This window comes from Streptomyces sp. NBC_01264 (assembly GCF_026340675.1).
GTDB lineage: Bacteria > Actinomycetota > Actinomycetes > Streptomycetales > Streptomycetaceae > Streptomyces.
The window spans coordinates 4366383-4382281 of sequence record NZ_JAPEOX010000001.1 but is presented as its reverse complement, the minus strand read 5'-3'; the positions used below and the strand labels follow the sequence as shown (position 1 = coordinate 4382281).

The 15899-nt window shown below is 71.5% G+C and carries 15 protein-coding genes; 10 read left to right on the top strand and 5 right to left on the bottom strand.

Translation table 11 applies throughout. The annotated features are described in order from the left end of the window. The first annotated feature begins 161 nt into the window (after positions 1 to 161). Positions 162 to 830: a DNA alkylation repair protein gene (locus OG435_RS20225; protein WP_266881926.1), complete on the top strand. Its 669-nt coding sequence runs from the start codon at positions 162 to 164 to the stop codon at positions 828 to 830. 54 nt (positions 831 to 884) lie between these two features. Beyond that, positions 885 to 1463, top strand: a complete 579-nt coding sequence (locus OG435_RS20220; RefSeq protein ID WP_266878483.1) for a GNAT family N-acetyltransferase — start codon at positions 885 to 887, stop codon at positions 1461 to 1463. 174 nt (positions 1464 to 1637) lie between these two features. On the opposite strand, the gene OG435_RS20215 is transcribed toward OG435_RS20220, so the two are convergent. Genes OG435_RS20215 through OG435_RS20200 form a run of 4 tightly spaced genes read right to left on the bottom strand, consistent with a single transcriptional unit; the run spans position 1638 to position 5327 of the window. Beyond that, positions 1638 to 2870, bottom strand: coding sequence for an ABC transporter permease (locus OG435_RS20215; RefSeq protein ID WP_266878481.1), 1233 nt, complete (start codon positions 2868 to 2870; stop codon positions 1638 to 1640). Beyond that, positions 2870 to 3598, bottom strand: a complete 729-nt coding sequence (locus OG435_RS20210; RefSeq protein WP_266878479.1) for an ABC transporter ATP-binding protein — start codon at positions 3596 to 3598, stop codon at positions 2870 to 2872. Before OG435_RS20210 ends, OG435_RS20215 begins: the two co-directional genes overlap by 1 nt. Next, on the bottom strand, positions 3595 to 4818 hold the full coding sequence (locus tag OG435_RS20205) for a peptidoglycan-binding protein (RefSeq protein WP_266878477.1): 1224 nt from the start codon (positions 4816 to 4818) through the stop codon (positions 3595 to 3597). Before OG435_RS20205 ends, OG435_RS20210 begins: the two co-directional genes overlap by 4 nt. After that, the gene (locus tag OG435_RS20200; RefSeq protein ID WP_266878475.1) at positions 4815 to 5327 is read right to left on the bottom strand and encodes a hypothetical protein; all 513 of its coding nucleotides are present in this window, start codon (positions 5325 to 5327) and stop codon (positions 4815 to 4817) included. The genes OG435_RS20205 and OG435_RS20200 overlap by 4 nt, the downstream gene beginning before the upstream one ends. A 90-nt stretch (positions 5328 to 5417) precedes the next feature. Between OG435_RS20200 and OG435_RS20195 the strand changes: the two genes are divergently transcribed. The 3 genes from OG435_RS20195 to OG435_RS20185 are packed head-to-tail and all read left to right on the top strand — an operon-like array spanning position 5418 to position 8338. After that, the gene (locus OG435_RS20195) at positions 5418 to 6137 is read left to right on the top strand and encodes a response regulator transcription factor (protein ID WP_266878473.1); all 720 of its coding nucleotides are present in this window, start codon (positions 5418 to 5420) and stop codon (positions 6135 to 6137) included. Between the two features lie 5 nt (positions 6138 to 6142). Continuing rightward, positions 6143 to 7378: a sensor histidine kinase gene (locus OG435_RS20190; protein WP_266878472.1), complete on the top strand. Its 1236-nt coding sequence runs from the start codon at positions 6143 to 6145 to the stop codon at positions 7376 to 7378. 42 nt (positions 7379 to 7420) lie between these two features. Next, the gene (locus tag OG435_RS20185) at positions 7421 to 8338 is read left to right on the top strand and encodes a hypothetical protein (RefSeq protein ID WP_266878470.1); all 918 of its coding nucleotides are present in this window, start codon (positions 7421 to 7423) and stop codon (positions 8336 to 8338) included. On the opposite strand, the gene OG435_RS20180 is transcribed toward OG435_RS20185, so the two are convergent. After that, positions 8310 to 8954: a hypothetical protein gene (locus tag OG435_RS20180; RefSeq protein ID WP_266878468.1), complete on the bottom strand. Its 645-nt coding sequence runs from the start codon at positions 8952 to 8954 to the stop codon at positions 8310 to 8312. The genes OG435_RS20185 and OG435_RS20180 overlap by 29 nt on opposite strands. Before the next feature lie 175 nt (positions 8955 to 9129). Between OG435_RS20180 and OG435_RS20175 the strand changes: the two genes are divergently transcribed. The 5 genes from OG435_RS20175 (at position 9130) to OG435_RS20155 (ending at position 15843) form a co-directional block, all read left to right on the top strand. Next, positions 9130 to 10077: an LLM class F420-dependent oxidoreductase gene (locus OG435_RS20175; RefSeq protein WP_266878466.1), complete on the top strand. Its 948-nt coding sequence runs from the start codon at positions 9130 to 9132 to the stop codon at positions 10075 to 10077. An 18-nt stretch (positions 10078 to 10095) separates the two neighbouring features. Further along, entirely contained in the window at positions 10096 to 10890 is a 795-nt protein-coding gene (locus OG435_RS20170) for an SDR family NAD(P)-dependent oxidoreductase (protein WP_266878464.1), read from the top strand. A 127-nt stretch (positions 10891 to 11017) separates the two neighbouring features. Further along, positions 11018 to 12139 carry an LLM class flavin-dependent oxidoreductase gene (locus OG435_RS20165; RefSeq protein WP_266878462.1) on the top strand — a complete coding sequence of 374 codons (1122 nt, stop codon included), beginning with the start codon at positions 11018 to 11020 and terminating at the stop codon, positions 12137 to 12139. A gap of 453 nt (positions 12140 to 12592) precedes the next feature. Further along, positions 12593 to 14332 (top strand): N-acyl-D-amino-acid deacylase family protein, encoded by a 1740-nt coding sequence (locus OG435_RS20160; protein WP_323187853.1) that lies wholly within the window; start codon positions 12593 to 12595, stop codon positions 14330 to 14332. Continuing rightward, the gene (locus OG435_RS20155; RefSeq protein WP_266878460.1) at positions 14329 to 15843 is read left to right on the top strand and encodes an aldehyde dehydrogenase family protein; all 1515 of its coding nucleotides are present in this window, start codon (positions 14329 to 14331) and stop codon (positions 15841 to 15843) included. Before OG435_RS20160 ends, OG435_RS20155 begins: the two co-directional genes overlap by 4 nt. Positions 15844 to 15899: the final 56 nt, after the last annotated feature.

Sequence of the window (15899 nt, the reverse complement as noted above, 5' to 3'; positions counted from 1 at the left end):
CAGTGTACAGCCGGGGTAGGGGTGCTCCTACGGGGGTCAGGGGGCCTGGGCGATGGGTCAGCAAAAGATGGATTCCGGGGGTGTTGGACCCTCCGTGGCCGATCTGCGGAGCGGTGCAGGCTCGTAGGCTGAATCCCGTGCGCGAGGAAGAAGAGACGGCGATGATCGAGACGGTGATGGCCGAGCTGGCCGCCTTGGAGGACCCGAAGATCCGGGCGGTGAACGAGAAGCACGGTGACGATCACGGGGTGAACCTCGGCAAGCTGCGCGCGGTCGCGAAGCGGCTGAAGACCCAGCAGGACCTGTCGTGCCGGCTGTGGGAGACGGGGGACACCGCCGCGAGGCTGCTGGCGATCCTGATCTGCCGCCCGAAGGCCTTCGAGCAGGACGACTTGGACACCATGCTGCGCGACGCGCGCACGCCCAAGGTCCACGACTGGCTCGTGAACTACGTGGTGAAGAAGAGCCCCCACGCCGAAGAGCTGCGCCTCGCGTGGTTCGCCGATGCCGATCCCGTGGTCGCGAGTGCCGGATGGGCGCTGACCACCGAGCGGGTGGCGAAGAAGCCGGACGGCCTGGATCTCGCGGGACTGCTCGACGTCATCGAGGCGGAGATGAAGGAGGCCCCCGACCGCCTGCAGTGGGCGATGAACCACTGCCTGACCCAGATCGGCATCGAGCACGCCGCCCACCGCACCCGCGCACTCGCCATCGGCGAACGCCTGGAGGTCCTCAAGGACTACCCGACGCCCCCCGGCTGCACCTCCCCGTACGCACCCGCCTGGATCACCGAGCTGGTACGCCGGAAGGACGAGCAGGCGGCGGGCTGACCGGGGTCGGAAATCGACTGGACAGCCCTCAAACCCTGGGTGAGCATCGCCGCGATGAGCAATGAACTTCTCCCCAAGCGCGTCCGCTTCGTCAAGCTCAACGCGAAGGCCCTACGGGCTCTCGCAGACGGCGACCTCGCGGGCGGCAGCGCCGAGGCAGGGGTGGCCCTCGACGAGTACTTCGTCTCCGACCGCGCCCGCTGGATCTTCGGCTACCGCGCGGACCAGCACGCCAAGGACCCGTCCGCCGCGCCCTGGACCACCCGGGCGGCAGTGTCGGAACCGGACGGGACGGTCATCGGCGACGCGGGATTCCACGGCCCGCCCGACGAATCCGGCGTGGTCGAGATCGGCTACAGCGTCGTCTCCGCCCACCGCCGCCAGGGCTACGCCCGCGCCATGCTGACCGCCCTCCTGGCCAGGGCCGCCGAAGAACCCGACGTCAGGACCGTCCGGGCCACGATCCGATCCGACAACACGGCCTCCCTGGCCACCATCGCCGGCTTCGGCTTCACCCGAGTCGCCGAGCGCGAAAACGAGACCGACGGAATCGACCTCGTCTTCGAACTCCCGGCAAACCGAGAAGAACTCGCCCCCACTCCAGATCAGCCACGGCCGGTGGGTAGCCGCTAAGCCGAGTGGGAGCGCGTAGCGATCTGTCGCGCCCCCCGACCCTGAGGCCGTCCTCATCCCCCTCTAGCTCCTAGTGGCTGCCGACGGTCACGGGAAGGGTGCTCAGCCCCCCGAACCCTGTCAACGCCCCCGCCCACCCCGCAGCACAAGCCCCCACCACCCCGCCCACCCCCCTCACCCAGCCTGCAGTGCCAGCGTCGGCGACAGCTTCGCCGCGCGGACCGCCGGGTAGAGGCCTGCCACCGTGCCGATGGCCAGGGTTGAGGCGAAGCCGCCGGTGACGGCCCAGAGGGGGACCACCCAGGGGAGGTCGCCGGCTCGGGCGTAGACCGCCGTGGCCGCGCCGCCCAGGACGATGCCGGCCAGGCCGCCCAGCCCCGACAGGAGCAGTGACTCCGTGACGAACTGGATGCGGATCTGGCCCTTGGTGGCGCCCAGGGAGCGGCGCAGGCCGATCTCGTGGCGGCGTTCCAGTACCGAGATGATCATCGTGTTGGCCACCCCGACCCCGCCCACCAGCAGGGCGATGCCGCCCAGGCCGAGGAGGAGGGTGCTGAAGGCGCCCTCGGTGGCGGCCTTCGCCTGGAGGGCCGCCGACGGGTCCGTGACGGCGACCGTGCTCGGGCTCTCGGGGTTGGCCGTCTTGGCGATGAGGTTCCGGACCTCCTTGACGCGGTCGTCGGCGGAGCGTTCGTAGACGGACGTGGGATGGCCGTCGAAGCCCAGGAGGCTCTGCGCGGCACCCCAGCCGATGAGCGCCGAGCGTTCGATCTCCGGCGCGAGGGGGATCGGCTCCAGGACGCCGATCACGGTGAAGTACTGCCCGCCGATGAAGACCTGCCCGCCCGGCCCCGTGATGCCCAGGCGCTCGGCGGTGACGTGCCCGAGGACCACGGACGGGTAGCGGCCCGTCGCGTCGTTGAGCCAGCTCCCGCTGTGCATCCGGGCCCGCAGCGTCTTCAGGAGGTCGCCCTTCGCCGCCTTGAGGGCGATGCCGTTCGTCTCCTCCTTGGGGATGCTCTCGCTGCGCCGCACGGACTCCTTCACGTCGCCCGTCGCGCCCACCGATTCGACCCCGTCGATCCGGGCGATCATGCCGGGGGCGTCCTTCGGCAGCTTGGTGTCCTGTCCCGAGAACATCGACGGGGCGGGGGTCGCGACCATCATGTTCGTACCGAGCTTGTCGAGCTCCTGGAGCAGCTTGGCCTGGCTCGACGAGGAGATGCCGACGACCGCGATCATCGTCGCGATGCCGATCGCGATCCCGAGCGCCGACAGGAACACACGCATGGGCCGCGAGCGCAGCCCCGCCGATCCCACGTGGAACACGTCCCGGGGGCCGAGTCGCGGCGGGGACAGCTTGCGGGCCTTCTTCCCGGCCGCGCGCGCCTTCGTACGGGCACCCACTACGCACCCACCCCCAGCGCGTCCGTGTTCCCCAACGCATCGGCGTTCCACACATCGGCCACGATCTCGCCGTCGCGGATGCGGACCTGGCGGGGCAGGCTCGCCGCGATCTCGTTGTCGTGGGTGATCACGGCGATGGTGGCCCCGTCCTGGTTGAGCTCGTGCAGCAGTTCCATGACCGACTCGCCGGACGCCGTGTCCAGGGCGCCCGTCGGCTCGTCGGCGAGCAGCAGGTCCGGTTCGCCCGCCACCGCGCGGGCGATCGCCACGCGCTGCTTCTGCCCGCCGGACAGTTCGTGCGGCCGGTGGTCCATGCGGTCGCCGAGGCCGACGCGCTCCAGGGCGCGTTCCGCCCGCCGTCCGCGTTCGGCGCGGGAGAGGCCGGAGTAGAGGAGCCCCTCGGCGACGTTGGCGCGGGCGCTGATGCCCGGTACCAGGTGGAAGGACTGGAAGACGAAGCCGACGTGGCGGGAGCGCAGCGCCGACAGCGACCGGTCGGAGAGGCTCGCGATGTCGTACCCGGCGATGGCGACGCGGCCGGCGGTCGGCCGGTCCAGCGTCCCCACGATGTGCAGCAGCGTCGACTTGCCCGAGCCCGACGGTCCTACGATGGCGAGGAGTTCGCCGTTCATGACCGTGAGGTCGACTCCGCGCAGGGCCGCGACCCCGCCGGGGTACTCCTTGGTGACGCCGGCCAGTTCGACGACCGCGTGGGCGTGTTTGTTCATGACTTGGGGACTCCTACGAGCATGCCCTCCTTGAGGGCGTCCCCCTTCACCTCCACCCGGCCCTGGCCGAACATGCCGAGCTCGACCTTGACCTCGCGGACCTTGCCGTCCTCGACGACCTGGACCCCGAAGCCGCCTCCGGCGAGGGCGAGGAGCGAGTTGACCGGCACGGAGAGGACTCCCTTGCGGACCTCGCCGGTCAGGCTCACCGAGACCGGCGACTGGTCGGGGCCCGTGGCCTCCGCGGGGTTGTCGAGGGCGACCTCGACGCCGACCTTGGGCTTCTGGTCCCCGCCGCCCCCGCCGCCTCCGCCCCCGCTCCCGCCCCCGCCCCCCGAGGACGGGTCGTCGCCGTTGGCGGTGGTGCCGATCGAACTGATCTTGCCCTTGGCGGTGCCCCCGTTGGGCATGCTCACGGTCACCGGGTCGCCGGTCTTGAGCTTGGCGGCCTTGGCCACGTCGAGCTGCAGGCGGACCATCCGCTCGGTGCCGGTCAGGGTCAGGACGGGTTTGCCAGCGGCGGCCTCATCGCCGACGGCCATGTCGTTCTTCTGGATCCGCTGGGGTCCGGAGGCGAAGGCGATGTCGGCCTTGCCGACCTCGCCGGTCTCCTTCACCTTGTGGGACTTCTGCCAGCGCTTGACGGCGGTGACCGTGCCGTCGGTGAAGGTGCCGTCGGTGGTGTCCAGGCCGGTGCCGAAGCCGAGGGCCTGGAGGTTCTGCTTGAGCTGTTTGACGTCCTCGCCCTTGTCCCCGGACTTCAGGGACCGGTACATGGGGGTGGAGCCGTACATCAGACGCACCGGCTTGCCGTTGACCTCGTAGAGCTTGCCGTCGCGCTCGACGGAGGAGCCGGGGGGCGCCACCCACGTCAGGGTGGCGGACCCGGAGCCCGCTCCGGCCCCACCAGCCCCACCCGCGCCCGGGGTGCCACCGGCGCCACCTGCCCCACCCGCCCCGCCCGCCGCGTCCAAGCCCACCGCGTTGAGCTTGCGCTCCTTCGCGAAGCCCAGCGTCCCGTCGGCCTTGACCACGGCGCTCAGGTCGCTCCGCGTGACCGGCGACGTGGCCCCCGGCAGCCCGTCCGCGCGGCCCTGCTTCGAGCCGCCGCCGTCGCCACCGCCGTCCGTCCCGGCCTGGGCGACGACCGCGTACCCGCCGCCCGTGACGGCGAGTACGACGGCCAGTGAGCCCAGGACCCACTTCTTGCCCTTGCTCACTGGTCCCCGCTGCACTTGTTCAGCTGGGCCATGAACTTGTCCTTGTCGGCGCCGTCGGGTATCGAGACCCCGGACCGCATGTTCCCGTTGAACTCAGGGTCGGGCATGTCGAAGCCGTTGTCCCGCATGCACTTGGCCTGCTTGAGGGCCTTGTCCTTCTCCGCCTGCGATGTCTCGCCGCCGGAGCCGGGGGCCTGCATCCCGCACTTCTCCATGGCCTTCTTCAGGACCTCCTGGTCCGCGCCCGCGCCCAGCGTCATGCCGCGCGGGTCCTCGCCGGGCTTCGGGTCGGGGGCGTCGACGCCGTTGTCGCGCAGGCACTTGCGCAGCTTGAGGGCGTTGTCGGCGTCCGCGCCGCCACCGCTGCCGCCCGTGCCGCTGGAGCTCGAGGAGTCGTTCTTCTCGTCCTTCTTTCCGTCGGAGCCGCCGGCGCCGCCCGTGCACGCGGTGACGAAGAGGGTGAGGCCGGTGAGGAGCGCGGCCGTGGTCATGGTCGTGGATCGCTTCATGGGCCCGAGCCTGCGCGAACAGCGGGTTTCGCTTCTCTAACGGCTCGTGCTTACAACGGCGAAATGCTCCTCTCCGGTAAAGAGGACGCCATGCGAGTTCTGGTGGTGGAGGACGAGGAGTTCCTGCGGGAGATGATCGCCGAGGGGCTGCGCGGCGACGCGCTGGCCGTGGACGAGGCGAGTGACGGCCTGGAGGCCCTGAACCGCCTGCGCCTGGGCGCGTACGACGTCCTGATCCTCGACCGGGACCTGCCGGGCCTGCACGGCGACGAGGTCTGCCGCCAGGTGGTGCGCGACCGGCTGCCGACCCGCGTCCTGATGCTGACGGCCTCAGGAACCGTACGGGACCGGGTGGAGGGCCTGGGCCTCGGCGCCGACGACTACCTCACCAAGCCCTTCGCCTACGACGAGCTCCTCGCCCGCGTCCTGGCCCTGGGGCGGCGCGTCCAGCCGGCCCTGCCGCCGGTGCTGGAACGGGCCGGCGTGGCAGTGGACGTCGCGCGCCGCTCCGCCACCCGGGAGGGGCGCAGGCTGACGCTGTCCCGCAAGGAGTTCGCCGTGCTGGAGGCGCTGCTGCGCGCCGAGGGCGCCGTCCTCGGCAACGACGACCTGATCGAGCAGGTGTGGGAGGAGGACACCTCGTACAGCACCAATGCCGTACGGGTGACCCTGAGCAAGCTGCGCGCCAAGCTGGGGGCGCCGCCGCTGATCGAGACGGTGCCGGGCGCCGGATACCGGATCGGTGACGACCACCGGATCGGTGACGACCACCCGAGCGGTGACGACGGCCGGATCGGTGATCCACGGTGAGAGCAGTGCTCCGATCCGAGCGCGCCCGTCTCACCGCCCTCTACGGGTCCCTGCTGCTCCTCGCGGGCGGCGGACTGATCGCACTGATCAACATCCTGCTCCGCAACGGCCTCTACAGCCGCATCAGCGGAGCCGTCACGACCACCGTGCCGGCCTATCAGGGCACCCCGCCGCCCGCGGTGGAGGGCCAGAAGTTCCCCGTCCCCGCCGAGAAGCTCGACCCCGGCGCCACCCCCTCGCCGGAGCTGCTCGCCCAGTGGCAGGCCACCCGCAACCTCTCCACCGCCGTCGAGCAGGCCACCCTCCACGAGCTGCTGGTCGTCTCCCTCGTCGCCCTCGCCGTCTTCGCCGTCCTGTCCATCTGGCTGGCCTGGTGGATGGCCGGCCGCGTCCTGCGCCCCGTCAGCGTGATCACCGAGACGGCCCGGCGGCTGTCCGGCGCCAACCTCCACGAGCGGATCGGCCTCCAGGCCCCGCCCGGCGAACTCAAGCGGCTCGCGGACACCTTCGACGGGATGCTCGACCGGATGGAGGACCTGGTCGGGGCGCAGCGCAGGTTCGCCGCGAACGCCGCCCACGAGCTGCGCACCCCGCTCGCCGTCCAGCGGGCGGCCGCCGAGATCGGCCTGGCGGGGGACCCGCCGCCGCAGAAGGTGGCCCGGATCCGCTCGAAGCTCATCGAGGTCGCGGATTCCAGCCAGCACCTCGTGGAGTCGCTGCTCCTGCTCGCCGTCTCGGAGGAGGGGCTGGAGGCGACGGAGCCGGTGGACCTGGCCGGACTCGCGGAGACGGAGCTGGCGGCCGTCGAGGCGACGGCCCCTCAGGACCTGGTCCTCGTACGGGACCTCGCGCCGCTGACCGTCACGGGCGACCGGACCCTCCTCGGGCACCTCGTACGGAACCTGCTGGCCAATGCCGTACGTCACAACCGCGCGGGCGGCCGCCTGGAGGTGACGGTGTCCCCGGAGGGGGTGCTGACGGTCTCCAACACCGGTCCGGTGCTCGAGCCGCAGGACGTGCCGCGGCTGCTGGAGCCCTTCCGGCGGAGGGCGGAGCGGCAGCATACGGCGGGCGAGGGCGCCGGGTTGGGGCTCTCGATCGTCGCGTCGATCGCGCGGGCGCACGGCGCGGAACTGACGGCGCGGGCCAACCCGGCGCCGGGCGGCGGGTTGACGGTCCGGGTCTGGTTCCCGGCCGGGTCACCGGCCGCGCGATCCGCCGGGGAAACGCCGGGCGCTTGACCGGTCAACAAAAATGAAGATCGGCTGTGTACGGTCGGGTCAATGAGCAAGCACGCCCGAGCCGGCTCCCGCGCGACCCGTCCGTCCCGCACACCCGGTGCGACCAGCCAGAGCGGCCCGACCGGCCAGACCGGCCCGACCCGGCGCACCCGGGCCGGCGGTAAGCGGCGCGCCGACCGCGGCGACCGCGCCCCCCGGGGCCCGCGCGGTTCGCGCCCACTGGCCTTCGCGGCCGCCCTGGGACTGCTCGGCTTCGGCGCGGCCTGGGTGTACCTGGCGCACGACCCGCCGGCCAACGCCGCCGCCCCGGCGGCAGCGGACGCCCGCCCGCCCGCCGAGCAGCGGGCCGCGCGGGCCGCCGAGCGCGATCCCTTCCAGGGGCTGCCCGAGGTCAGCGAGCGGACCCGGGCGAAGATCCCCGCGGACGCCCGCCAGCTGATCCTGGTCACCGGGAAGGCGAAGGACTCCTCGGAGTCCACCGCGACCCTGTACAGCCGCCCCGCGGCCGGCACCGACTGGCTGAAGAGCCAGAGCTGGCCCGCGCGCAACGGAGCCAAGGGCTGGTCGACGGAGCGTACGTACGGGGACCTGACCTCCCCCGAGGGCGTGTTCGCGCTGACCGACGCGGGCGGGCTACTGGCGAAGCCGCCGGGCACGAAGTTCCCGTACGACCAGGACAGCGGCTTCGTGGCGAGCGGCCTCGGGGTCAACGGGGAGTCGCTGAGCGGCTCCTTCGACTACGTCGTCGCCATCGACTTCAACCGCAGGACGGGCGTGAGCCCGCTCGACCCGACGAAGCCCGAGGGCGAACAGAAGGGCGGCAACATCTGGCTCCACGTGGACCACGACGGCCCCTCTCAGGGCTGCGTGGGCATCCCGAAGGCCGCCATGCAGAAGGTCCTGGAGACCCTCGACCCGGCGGCCAAGCCGGTCATCGTGATGGGGCCGAAGGGCTTCTGACGGGCTCGCGCGCGGCCGGGTTCCGGGCGAGCAGTGCGATGTACGCGAGGTCGAAGACGCAGCAGAGCAGCCCCAGCCCGAGGATGAATGGGGCGTCCTCGATGACACCGAAGAGGACGGTCGGCGCGAGCGTGCCGAGCCATTTGGCGACCGCGATGACCAGGGACTGTCCGGTCGGGCCGCGCCGGCTCGCGTAGAAGGCGATGAACAGGCCGGACATCAGCAGGTTCTGCAGGAACGCGGAGTAGCGGCTCGCGTCGTGGTGGCCGAAGTGGGCGAGGAAGAGCCACTGCACGGCGAAGGCGCTCGCGAAGAGGAGCGCGGTCCAGACGGCGAACAGCGGCCGGGTCACGAAGCCGGGCAACTCGGCCCGCCCGTAGCGCAGATACGTGTACACGATGACGATGTCGGCGAGGGCCCACACCACGTTGACGATGCCCTGCGCGGAGACCCCGACGCTGAACTCCCGTACGGCATAGGTCGATTCCCACGCGAAGTTCAGCGCGAGCGCGGCGACGGGCATCGCGTACGTCCGGTCGCGCAGCCCCACCCGGATCGCCTCGGCGTACACGAGGGTCCACGCCAGCCCGCTGACCAGTGTCAGAAAGAGATCCACGGGCGGCACCCTAGCGGCCGGTCGCTCGCGGCACACCCCTCACGAGGTCACGGGCTCACATCCAGGACGCGGACGCGTATCCCGCCGACCCCTTGCCTGACGACCCGTCAGCTACGACGATGGCCCCCGCACGGGTATGACGAATCGGCAGTCGAGGACGAGGCGGGTACGGCCCATGGCGCGCGTGTTTCCGGAAGGTCGGCTGGTCTACGGGATGCAGCTCCCGATCCAGTCGCAGAGCACCATCTACGCCGAGCCCTGGGAGGCCACGGCGGGCGCGGCGGACCTCGCCGCGATAGCGAGGGCGGCCGACCGGGCGGGCTTCGGCTACGTCGCCACCTGCGACCACGTGGCCATCCCGCGGCACATGGCCGGCCCCATGAGCACCATCTGGTACGACCCGATCGCCACCCTCTCCTTCCTGGCCGGGATCACCGAGAACGTACGGCTGCTCAGCCACGTCGCCATCCTTGGCCTGCGCCACCCGCTGCTCAGCGCCAAGCAGTACGCCACCGTCGACCACCTCTCCGGCGGCCGGCTGATCCTCGGCGTCGGCGCCGGGCACGTGAAGGAGGAGTTCGAGGTGCTCGGCGTGGACTTCGCGCGCCGCGGCGCCGTCCTCGACGAGACCCTCGACGCCCTGCGCGCCGCGCTGGGCCCCGAGGAGTACCCGGAGTTCGAGGGCGAGCTGTTCTCCTTCAAGGACCTCGGGCAGCTGCCCCGGCCCGTCCAGTCCCGGATCCCGGTCTGGGTGGGCGGCTCCTCGCCCGCCGCCGTCCGCCGGGCCGCCGTGCGCGGCGACGGCTGGCTCCCGCAGGGCGACCCCCTCGACAAGCTCCCGGCGCAGATCGCCCGGATCAAGGAGCTGCGCGCCGAGGCCGGGGTCACGGGACCCGTGGAGTTCGGCGCGATCACCGCCCCGCTGTACGTCGGCGAGCCCGGCTGGGAAACCGGCCGCCGGACCCTCACCGGCAAGGCGGAGGCGCTCGCCGAGTCGCTGCGCGCGTACAAGGCGATCGGCATCGACCAGATCCAGGTCCGCTTCCGCAACCGCGACCGGGCCGAACTCATCGACCAGATCACGGCTTTCGGGTCCGAAGTGGGCCCGCTCCTCAACGACTAGCGAGCTAGGGGTCAACGCATGGGCAAGCCAGGCAAGCTGGACGGACGCGTCGTCATCATCACGGGCGCCGCGCGCGGCCAGGGCGAGCAGGAGGCCCGGCTCTTCGCCGCGGAGGGCGCCAAGGTGCTCCTGGGCGACGTGCTGGACGAGCAGGGCGCGGCGGTCGCCAAGGAGATCGGCGAGGACCGGGCCCGGTACGTACGGATGGACGTGAGCCGGGAGGAGGACTGGGCGGCCGCCATCGCGGTGGCCAAGGAGGCCTTCGGCGAGATCAACGGCCTGGTCAACAACGCGGGCATCCTGCGCTTCAACGAACTGACCGCGACCCCGCTGGAGGAGTTCCAGCAGGTGGTCCAGGTCAACCAGGTCGGTGCCTTCCTCGGCATCAAGTCGGTGGCCCCGGAGATCGAGGCGGCCGGCGGCGGCACGATCGTGAACACCTCCTCGTACACGGGCCTGACGGGCATGGCGTACGTGGGCACGTACGCGGCGACCAAGGCGGCGATCCTCGGCCTGACCCGGGTGGCCGCGCTGGAACTGGCCGCGAAGAACATCCGGGTCAACGCGATGTGCCCGGGGGCCGTGGACACCGCGATGGCCACGCCCGGGAACACGAATCCGGCGGACCTGCCGCAGGAGGCCCGGGACGCCATGGCGGACCTCTACAAGCGCGTGGTGCCGATGGGCCGGGTGGGTCAGCCGGAGGAGATAGCCAAGCTGGCGCTGTTCCTGACCAGCGAGGACTCCTCGTACATCACCGGCCAGCCGTTCGTGATCGACGGCGGCTGGATGGCGGGCGTCAGCATCGCCTAGCGGTCCTCCCGCGACCCTCCGACCGTATCTGATGGAGCGTCAGGTATTGACGCTCCCGCCCCCGCGATGGAACAGTCGTGACATCAAATCTGACGCAACGTCAGAAACAGAAGGACGGTGAATCCCCTTGGAATTCGGGCTCTTTGTGCAGGGATACGTGCCTGAGGCACGGTCCAAGGTCGACCCCGAGGCAGAGCACAAGGCGCTGATCGAGGAGACCGAGTACGTCATCCAGGCGGACAAGTCCGGGTTCAAGTACGCCTGGGCCTCCGAGCACCACTTCCTGGAGGAGTACTCGCACCTTTCGGCGAACGAGGTGTTCCTCGGGTACCTCGCTCACGCCACCGAGCGCATCCACCTCGGCTCCGGCATCTTCAACCCGCTCGCCCCGGTCAACCACCCGGTCAAGGTGGCCGAGAAGGTCGCCATGCTCGACCACCTCTCCAAGGGGCGCTTCGAGTTCGGCACCGGCCGCGGCGCCGGCAGCCACGAGATCCTCGGTTTCCTTCCCGGCATCGAGGACATGAACGGCACCAAGGAGATCTGGGAAGAGACCATCGCCGAGTTCCCCAAGATGTTCCTCCAGGAGGAGTACGAGGGGTTCCAGGGCAAGCACTGGTCCCTCCCGCCCCGGAAGATCTTCCCCAAGCCGTACGGCAAGGCCCACCCGGCCATGTGGTACGCCGCCGGCTCCCCCTCCTCGTACGCAATGGCCGCCAAGAAGGGCCTCGGAGTCCTCGGCTTCAGCGTCCAGAAGGTCTCCGACATGGCCTGGGTGCTGGAGCAGTACAAGACCGCGATCCAGGAGGCGAAGGCCATCGGCGCCTTCGTCAACGACAACGTCATGGTCACCTCGACCGCGATCTGCGCCGAGACCCACGACAAGGCCGTCGAGATCGCCGTCAACGCCAACATGAACCGCTTCCAGTCGCTGGTCTTCCGCTACCACGACACCTTCCCGCGCCCCGAGATGATCCCCGAGTGGCCCGAGATCCTCCCCGAGTACAACGCGGAGATCATCGAGCTGCTGATCGAGGAGGAGCTGCTCATCTGCGGCGACCCCTCCGAGGTGCGCGCCCAGTGCAAGCGCTGGGAGGAGGCCGGCGCCGACCAGCTCTCCTTCGGCCTGCCGACCGGCGTCTCGCCCGAGGACACGATGACCACCATCAAGCTCATCGGCGAGCACGTCATCCCGCACATCGACACCGACCCGGTGCACCGCACCACGCGCTTCCGCGAAGGCGCGTAGCCCGCGGGGGAACGGGGGCGGCGTCTTCCCGGACCGCCGCCCCGTACCGGCCCCGGCCGGGGGTTGCACGGAGGCCGCGGCCGGCCGAAGACCCCCGACCGGGGCCCTGGGCGGTCCGCCCGCGGCCCCGCTCCCGGGGTCGGCCCCCTGCGGCACCGCTCCCGGGGACCAGCCCCCGGACCCCCGCTCCTCAAACGCCGGAGGGGCTGGATCCGGCTGAGGCCGGCCTCCTCCCGCGCCTGGCTCGTGGGCCCGGCCACATGCGCCTCCGGCGGCGCCTCAAACGCCGGCGGGGCTGGATCTTGCCCGGAGGGGCCGGATTCGGCAGGGACCTGCGACCCGCACGTGCGGGCCACGCCGGCCGAATCCAGCCCCTCCGGCGTTTGAGGAGCGGGGTCTGGGGCGGAGCCCCAGGAGACGGCGCGTAACGCGAACACCGGCAGAGAGGACGTCATGCTCGACCACTTGATCAAGGGCGCCACCGTCGTGGACGGCACCGGCGCCCCCGCCCGCGTCGCCGACGTCGGGATACGCGACGGCCGGATCGCCGTCATCGCCGAGCCCGGCACCGTCACCGAACCCGCCACGACCAGCGAGGACGCGCAAGGCCTCGTACTCACCCCCGGCTTCATAGACCCCCACACGCACTACGACGCCCAGCTCTTCTGGGACCCGTACGCGACCCCCTCCATGAACCACGGAGTGACCACCGTCGCGGGCGGCAACTGCGGATTCACCCTGGCCCCCCTCAACCCGGCCCGCCCGGAAGACGCCGACTACACCCGCCGCATGATGAGCAAGGTCGAGGGCATGGCGCTCAAGGCCCTCGAAGAGGGCGTCGACTGGACCTGGTCCACCTTCGGCGAGTACCTCGACGCGCTCGACGGCCGCATCGCGGTCAACGCCGGCTTCATGGTCGGCCACTGCGCGCTGCGCCGGCACGTCATGGGCGAGGACGCCGTCGGCGGCCAGCCCACCGAAGAGCAGATGCAGGCGATGCTCGACCTGTTCCACGACGCCATGAACGCCGGCGCCTGGGGCCTGTCGACCACCCAGTCCTCCACCCACTCCGACGGCTCCGGCGCCCCCGTCGCCTCCCGGCACGCCAAGCCCGAGGAGCTCCTCGCGCTCTCCCGGGCGGTCTCCGAGCACGAGGGCACCCAGCTCGAAGCGATCGTCGCGGGCTGCCTCGACCAGTTCGCCGACGAGGAGATCGACCTCTTCGTCGAGATGAGCGCGGCCGCCGGACGGCCCCTGAACTGGAACGTGCTCACCATCGACGCCTCCGTCCCCGAGCGCGTGCCGCGCCAGCTGATCCCCAGCGAGCGCGCCCGCAAGGCCGGCGGCCGCATCGTCGCGCTGACGATGCCGATCCTGACGCCCATGAACATGTCGCTCGGCACCTTCTGCGCCCTCAACCTCATCCCCGGCTGGGGCGAGATCCTGGGCCTGCCCGTCCCCGAGCGCATCGCGAAGCTGCGCGACGCCGACGTGCGCGCCGAGATGCTGGTCCGCGCGGCCAGCAAGGAGGCCGGGGTCTTCCGGCGCCTGGCCAACTTCGGCCGCTACGTCATCGGCGACACCTACAGCGAGGCCAACGAGGGCCTGTCCGGCCGCGTCGTCAACGACATCGCCGCCGAGCGCGGCCAGGACGCCTTCCAGTGCCTGGTGGAGATCTGCGCCAACGACGACCTGCGTACGGTGCTCTGGCCCATGCCCACCGACAACGACCCGGCGAGCTGGGCGCTGCGCGCCGAGACCTGGCAGCACGAGGACGTCATGCTCGGCGGCTCCGACGCCGGCGCCCACCTGGACCGGATGTGCGGAGCCCCGTACACGACCCGGTTCCTCGGGGACTGCCTGCGCGGGCGCAAGCTGGTGCCGCTGGAGCAGGCGGTACGGATGCTCACCGACGACCCGGCCCAGCTGTTCGGGCTGCGCGAGCGCGGCCGGATCACCGAGGGCTTCCACGCGGACCTGGTGCTCTTCGACCCGGAGCGGATCGAGGCCGGCCCCGCGACGCTCGTGCACGACCTGCCCGGGGACAGCCCGCGGCTGGACGCGCGGGCCATCGGCATGGTGTCCGTACGCGTCAACGGCGTGGAGACCATCCGCGACGACGAGGTCACGGGGGCGATCCCGGGGATCGTGCTCCGTTCGGGCCGGGACACGAGGACGGTGAGCACCAGGTGAGCAGCGCTACGGGCAACGCGCAGGACAACCCGCAGAAGCCCCACGCCCAGAGACTCTTCATCGGCGGCGAGTGGGTCGAGCCGGCCGGCGGGCACTACGAGGTGGTCAACCCGGCCGACGAATCCGTCGTCGGCCTGGCCCCCGAGGCCTCGCGCGGCCAGGTCGAGGACGCGGCGCGCGCCGCGGCCGCGGCCTTCGAGGGCTGGTCCCGGACGAAGCCGGAGGAGCGGGCGGCGATCCTGGACCGGGCCGCGGACATCATCCAGCGCGGGTACGAGCCCTGGTCGGCGCTGGCCCAGGCCGAGACGGGCGCCCCCACCGGGATCGCGCGCGGCATGCAGGTCGGGGTGGGCGTGGCCCGCTTCCGCCGGTACGCGAAGGGCGCGCTGGAACCGGTCGAGCGCGGGCTGCCGCCGCAGGTCACCGAGGCGGGCCCGATGGGTGCGGCGAGCATCCTCGGCGCGCTGGAGGTGCGCCAGCCGGTCGGGGTCGTCACCTGCATCACCTCGTACAACAACCCGTGGGCCAACCCGGCGGGCAAGGTGGCCCCGGCGCTGGCCATGGGCAACACGGTGGTCGTCAAGCCGGCCCCGCAGGACCCGCTGTCGGTGTTCCGGATGGCCGAGGCCCTGCACGAGGCCGGGGTCCCGGCGGGCGTGGTCAACGTGGTCTCCGGCACCTCGGTGGAGGTCGGCGAGGCGGCCGTGGACTCACCCGACGTGGACATGGTGTCCTTCACCGGCTCCACGGGCGTCGGGCAGCGCATCGCCGAGGTCTGCGGCCGCACCATGAAGCGGCAGCTGATGGAGCTGGGCGGCAAGGGCGCGGCGGTCGTGCTCGCGGACGCCGACCTGGACGCGGCGGTGATGGGGATCGGCACCACCTTCTCCTTCTACTCCGGGCAGATCTGCACGGCTCCGACCCGGGTGATCGTCCACCGGTCGGTGTACGAGCAGCTGGTGGAGAAGCTGCAGGGGTACCTGGCCTTCATGAAGGTCGGGGATCCGGCGGTGCGCGGCACCGTGGTGGGCCCGGTCATCTCGGCGGCGCACCGGGACCGCGTGGAGTCGTACATCGAGCTGGGCCGGAAGGAGGGCGCCCGGATCGCCTTCGGCGGCGAGCGCCCGGTGGTGGGTGAAGGCGCCGCTGCGGGCAAGGGCTTCTACGTGGCTCCGACCCTGCTGGTCGACTGCACCAACGACATGCGCGTGGTCCGGGAGGAGATCTTCGGGCCGGTGGTCGTCGTGGTCCCCTTCGACGGGGACGACGACGAGGCGGTGGCGCTGGCCAACGACAGCGACTTCGGCCTGATCAGCTACGTGTGGTCCGCGGACGCGGCGCGCGCCTTCCGCGTGGCGCGGCGGCTGCGGGCGGGCGGGGTCGGCGTGAACACCATCGGGCGGAACATGGAGGCGCCGTTCGGCGGCTTCAAGCGGTCCGGGGTGGGGCGGGACGTGGGCTCGTACGCACTGCACGCCTACAGCGAGATGCAGTCGATCGTCTGGGCTTGACCAAGAACGTCTGGGCTTGACCAAAGATTGACCCGGAAAGTTTGAAGCCGGTCAAA

Excerpts from the sequence above, each read along its gene's own strand:
- OG435_RS20225 (WP_266881926.1), top strand. The coding sequence starts at position 162 with ATGATCGAGACGGTGATGGCCGAGCTGGCCGCCTTGGAGGACCCGAAG.
- OG435_RS20220 (WP_266878483.1), top strand. The coding sequence starts at position 885 with ATGAGCAATGAACTTCTCCCCAAGCGCGTCCGCTTCGTCAAGCTCAAC.
- OG435_RS20210 (WP_266878479.1), bottom strand. The coding sequence starts at position 3,598 with ATGAACAAACACGCCCACGCGGTCGTCGAACTGGCCGGCGTCACCAAG.
- OG435_RS20200 (WP_266878475.1), bottom strand. The coding sequence starts at position 5,327 with ATGAAGCGATCCACGACCATGACCACGGCCGCGCTCCTCACCGGCCTC.
- OG435_RS20195 (WP_266878473.1), top strand. The coding sequence starts at position 5,418 with ATGCGAGTTCTGGTGGTGGAGGACGAGGAGTTCCTGCGGGAGATGATC.
- OG435_RS20185 (WP_266878470.1), top strand. The coding sequence starts at position 7,421 with ATGAGCAAGCACGCCCGAGCCGGCTCCCGCGCGACCCGTCCGTCCCGC.
- OG435_RS20175 (WP_266878466.1), top strand. The coding sequence starts at position 9,130 with ATGGCGCGCGTGTTTCCGGAAGGTCGGCTGGTCTACGGGATGCAGCTC.
- OG435_RS20170 (WP_266878464.1), top strand. The coding sequence starts at position 10,096 with ATGGGCAAGCCAGGCAAGCTGGACGGACGCGTCGTCATCATCACGGGC.
- OG435_RS20160 (WP_323187853.1), top strand. The coding sequence starts at position 12,593 with ATGCTCGACCACTTGATCAAGGGCGCCACCGTCGTGGACGGCACCGGC.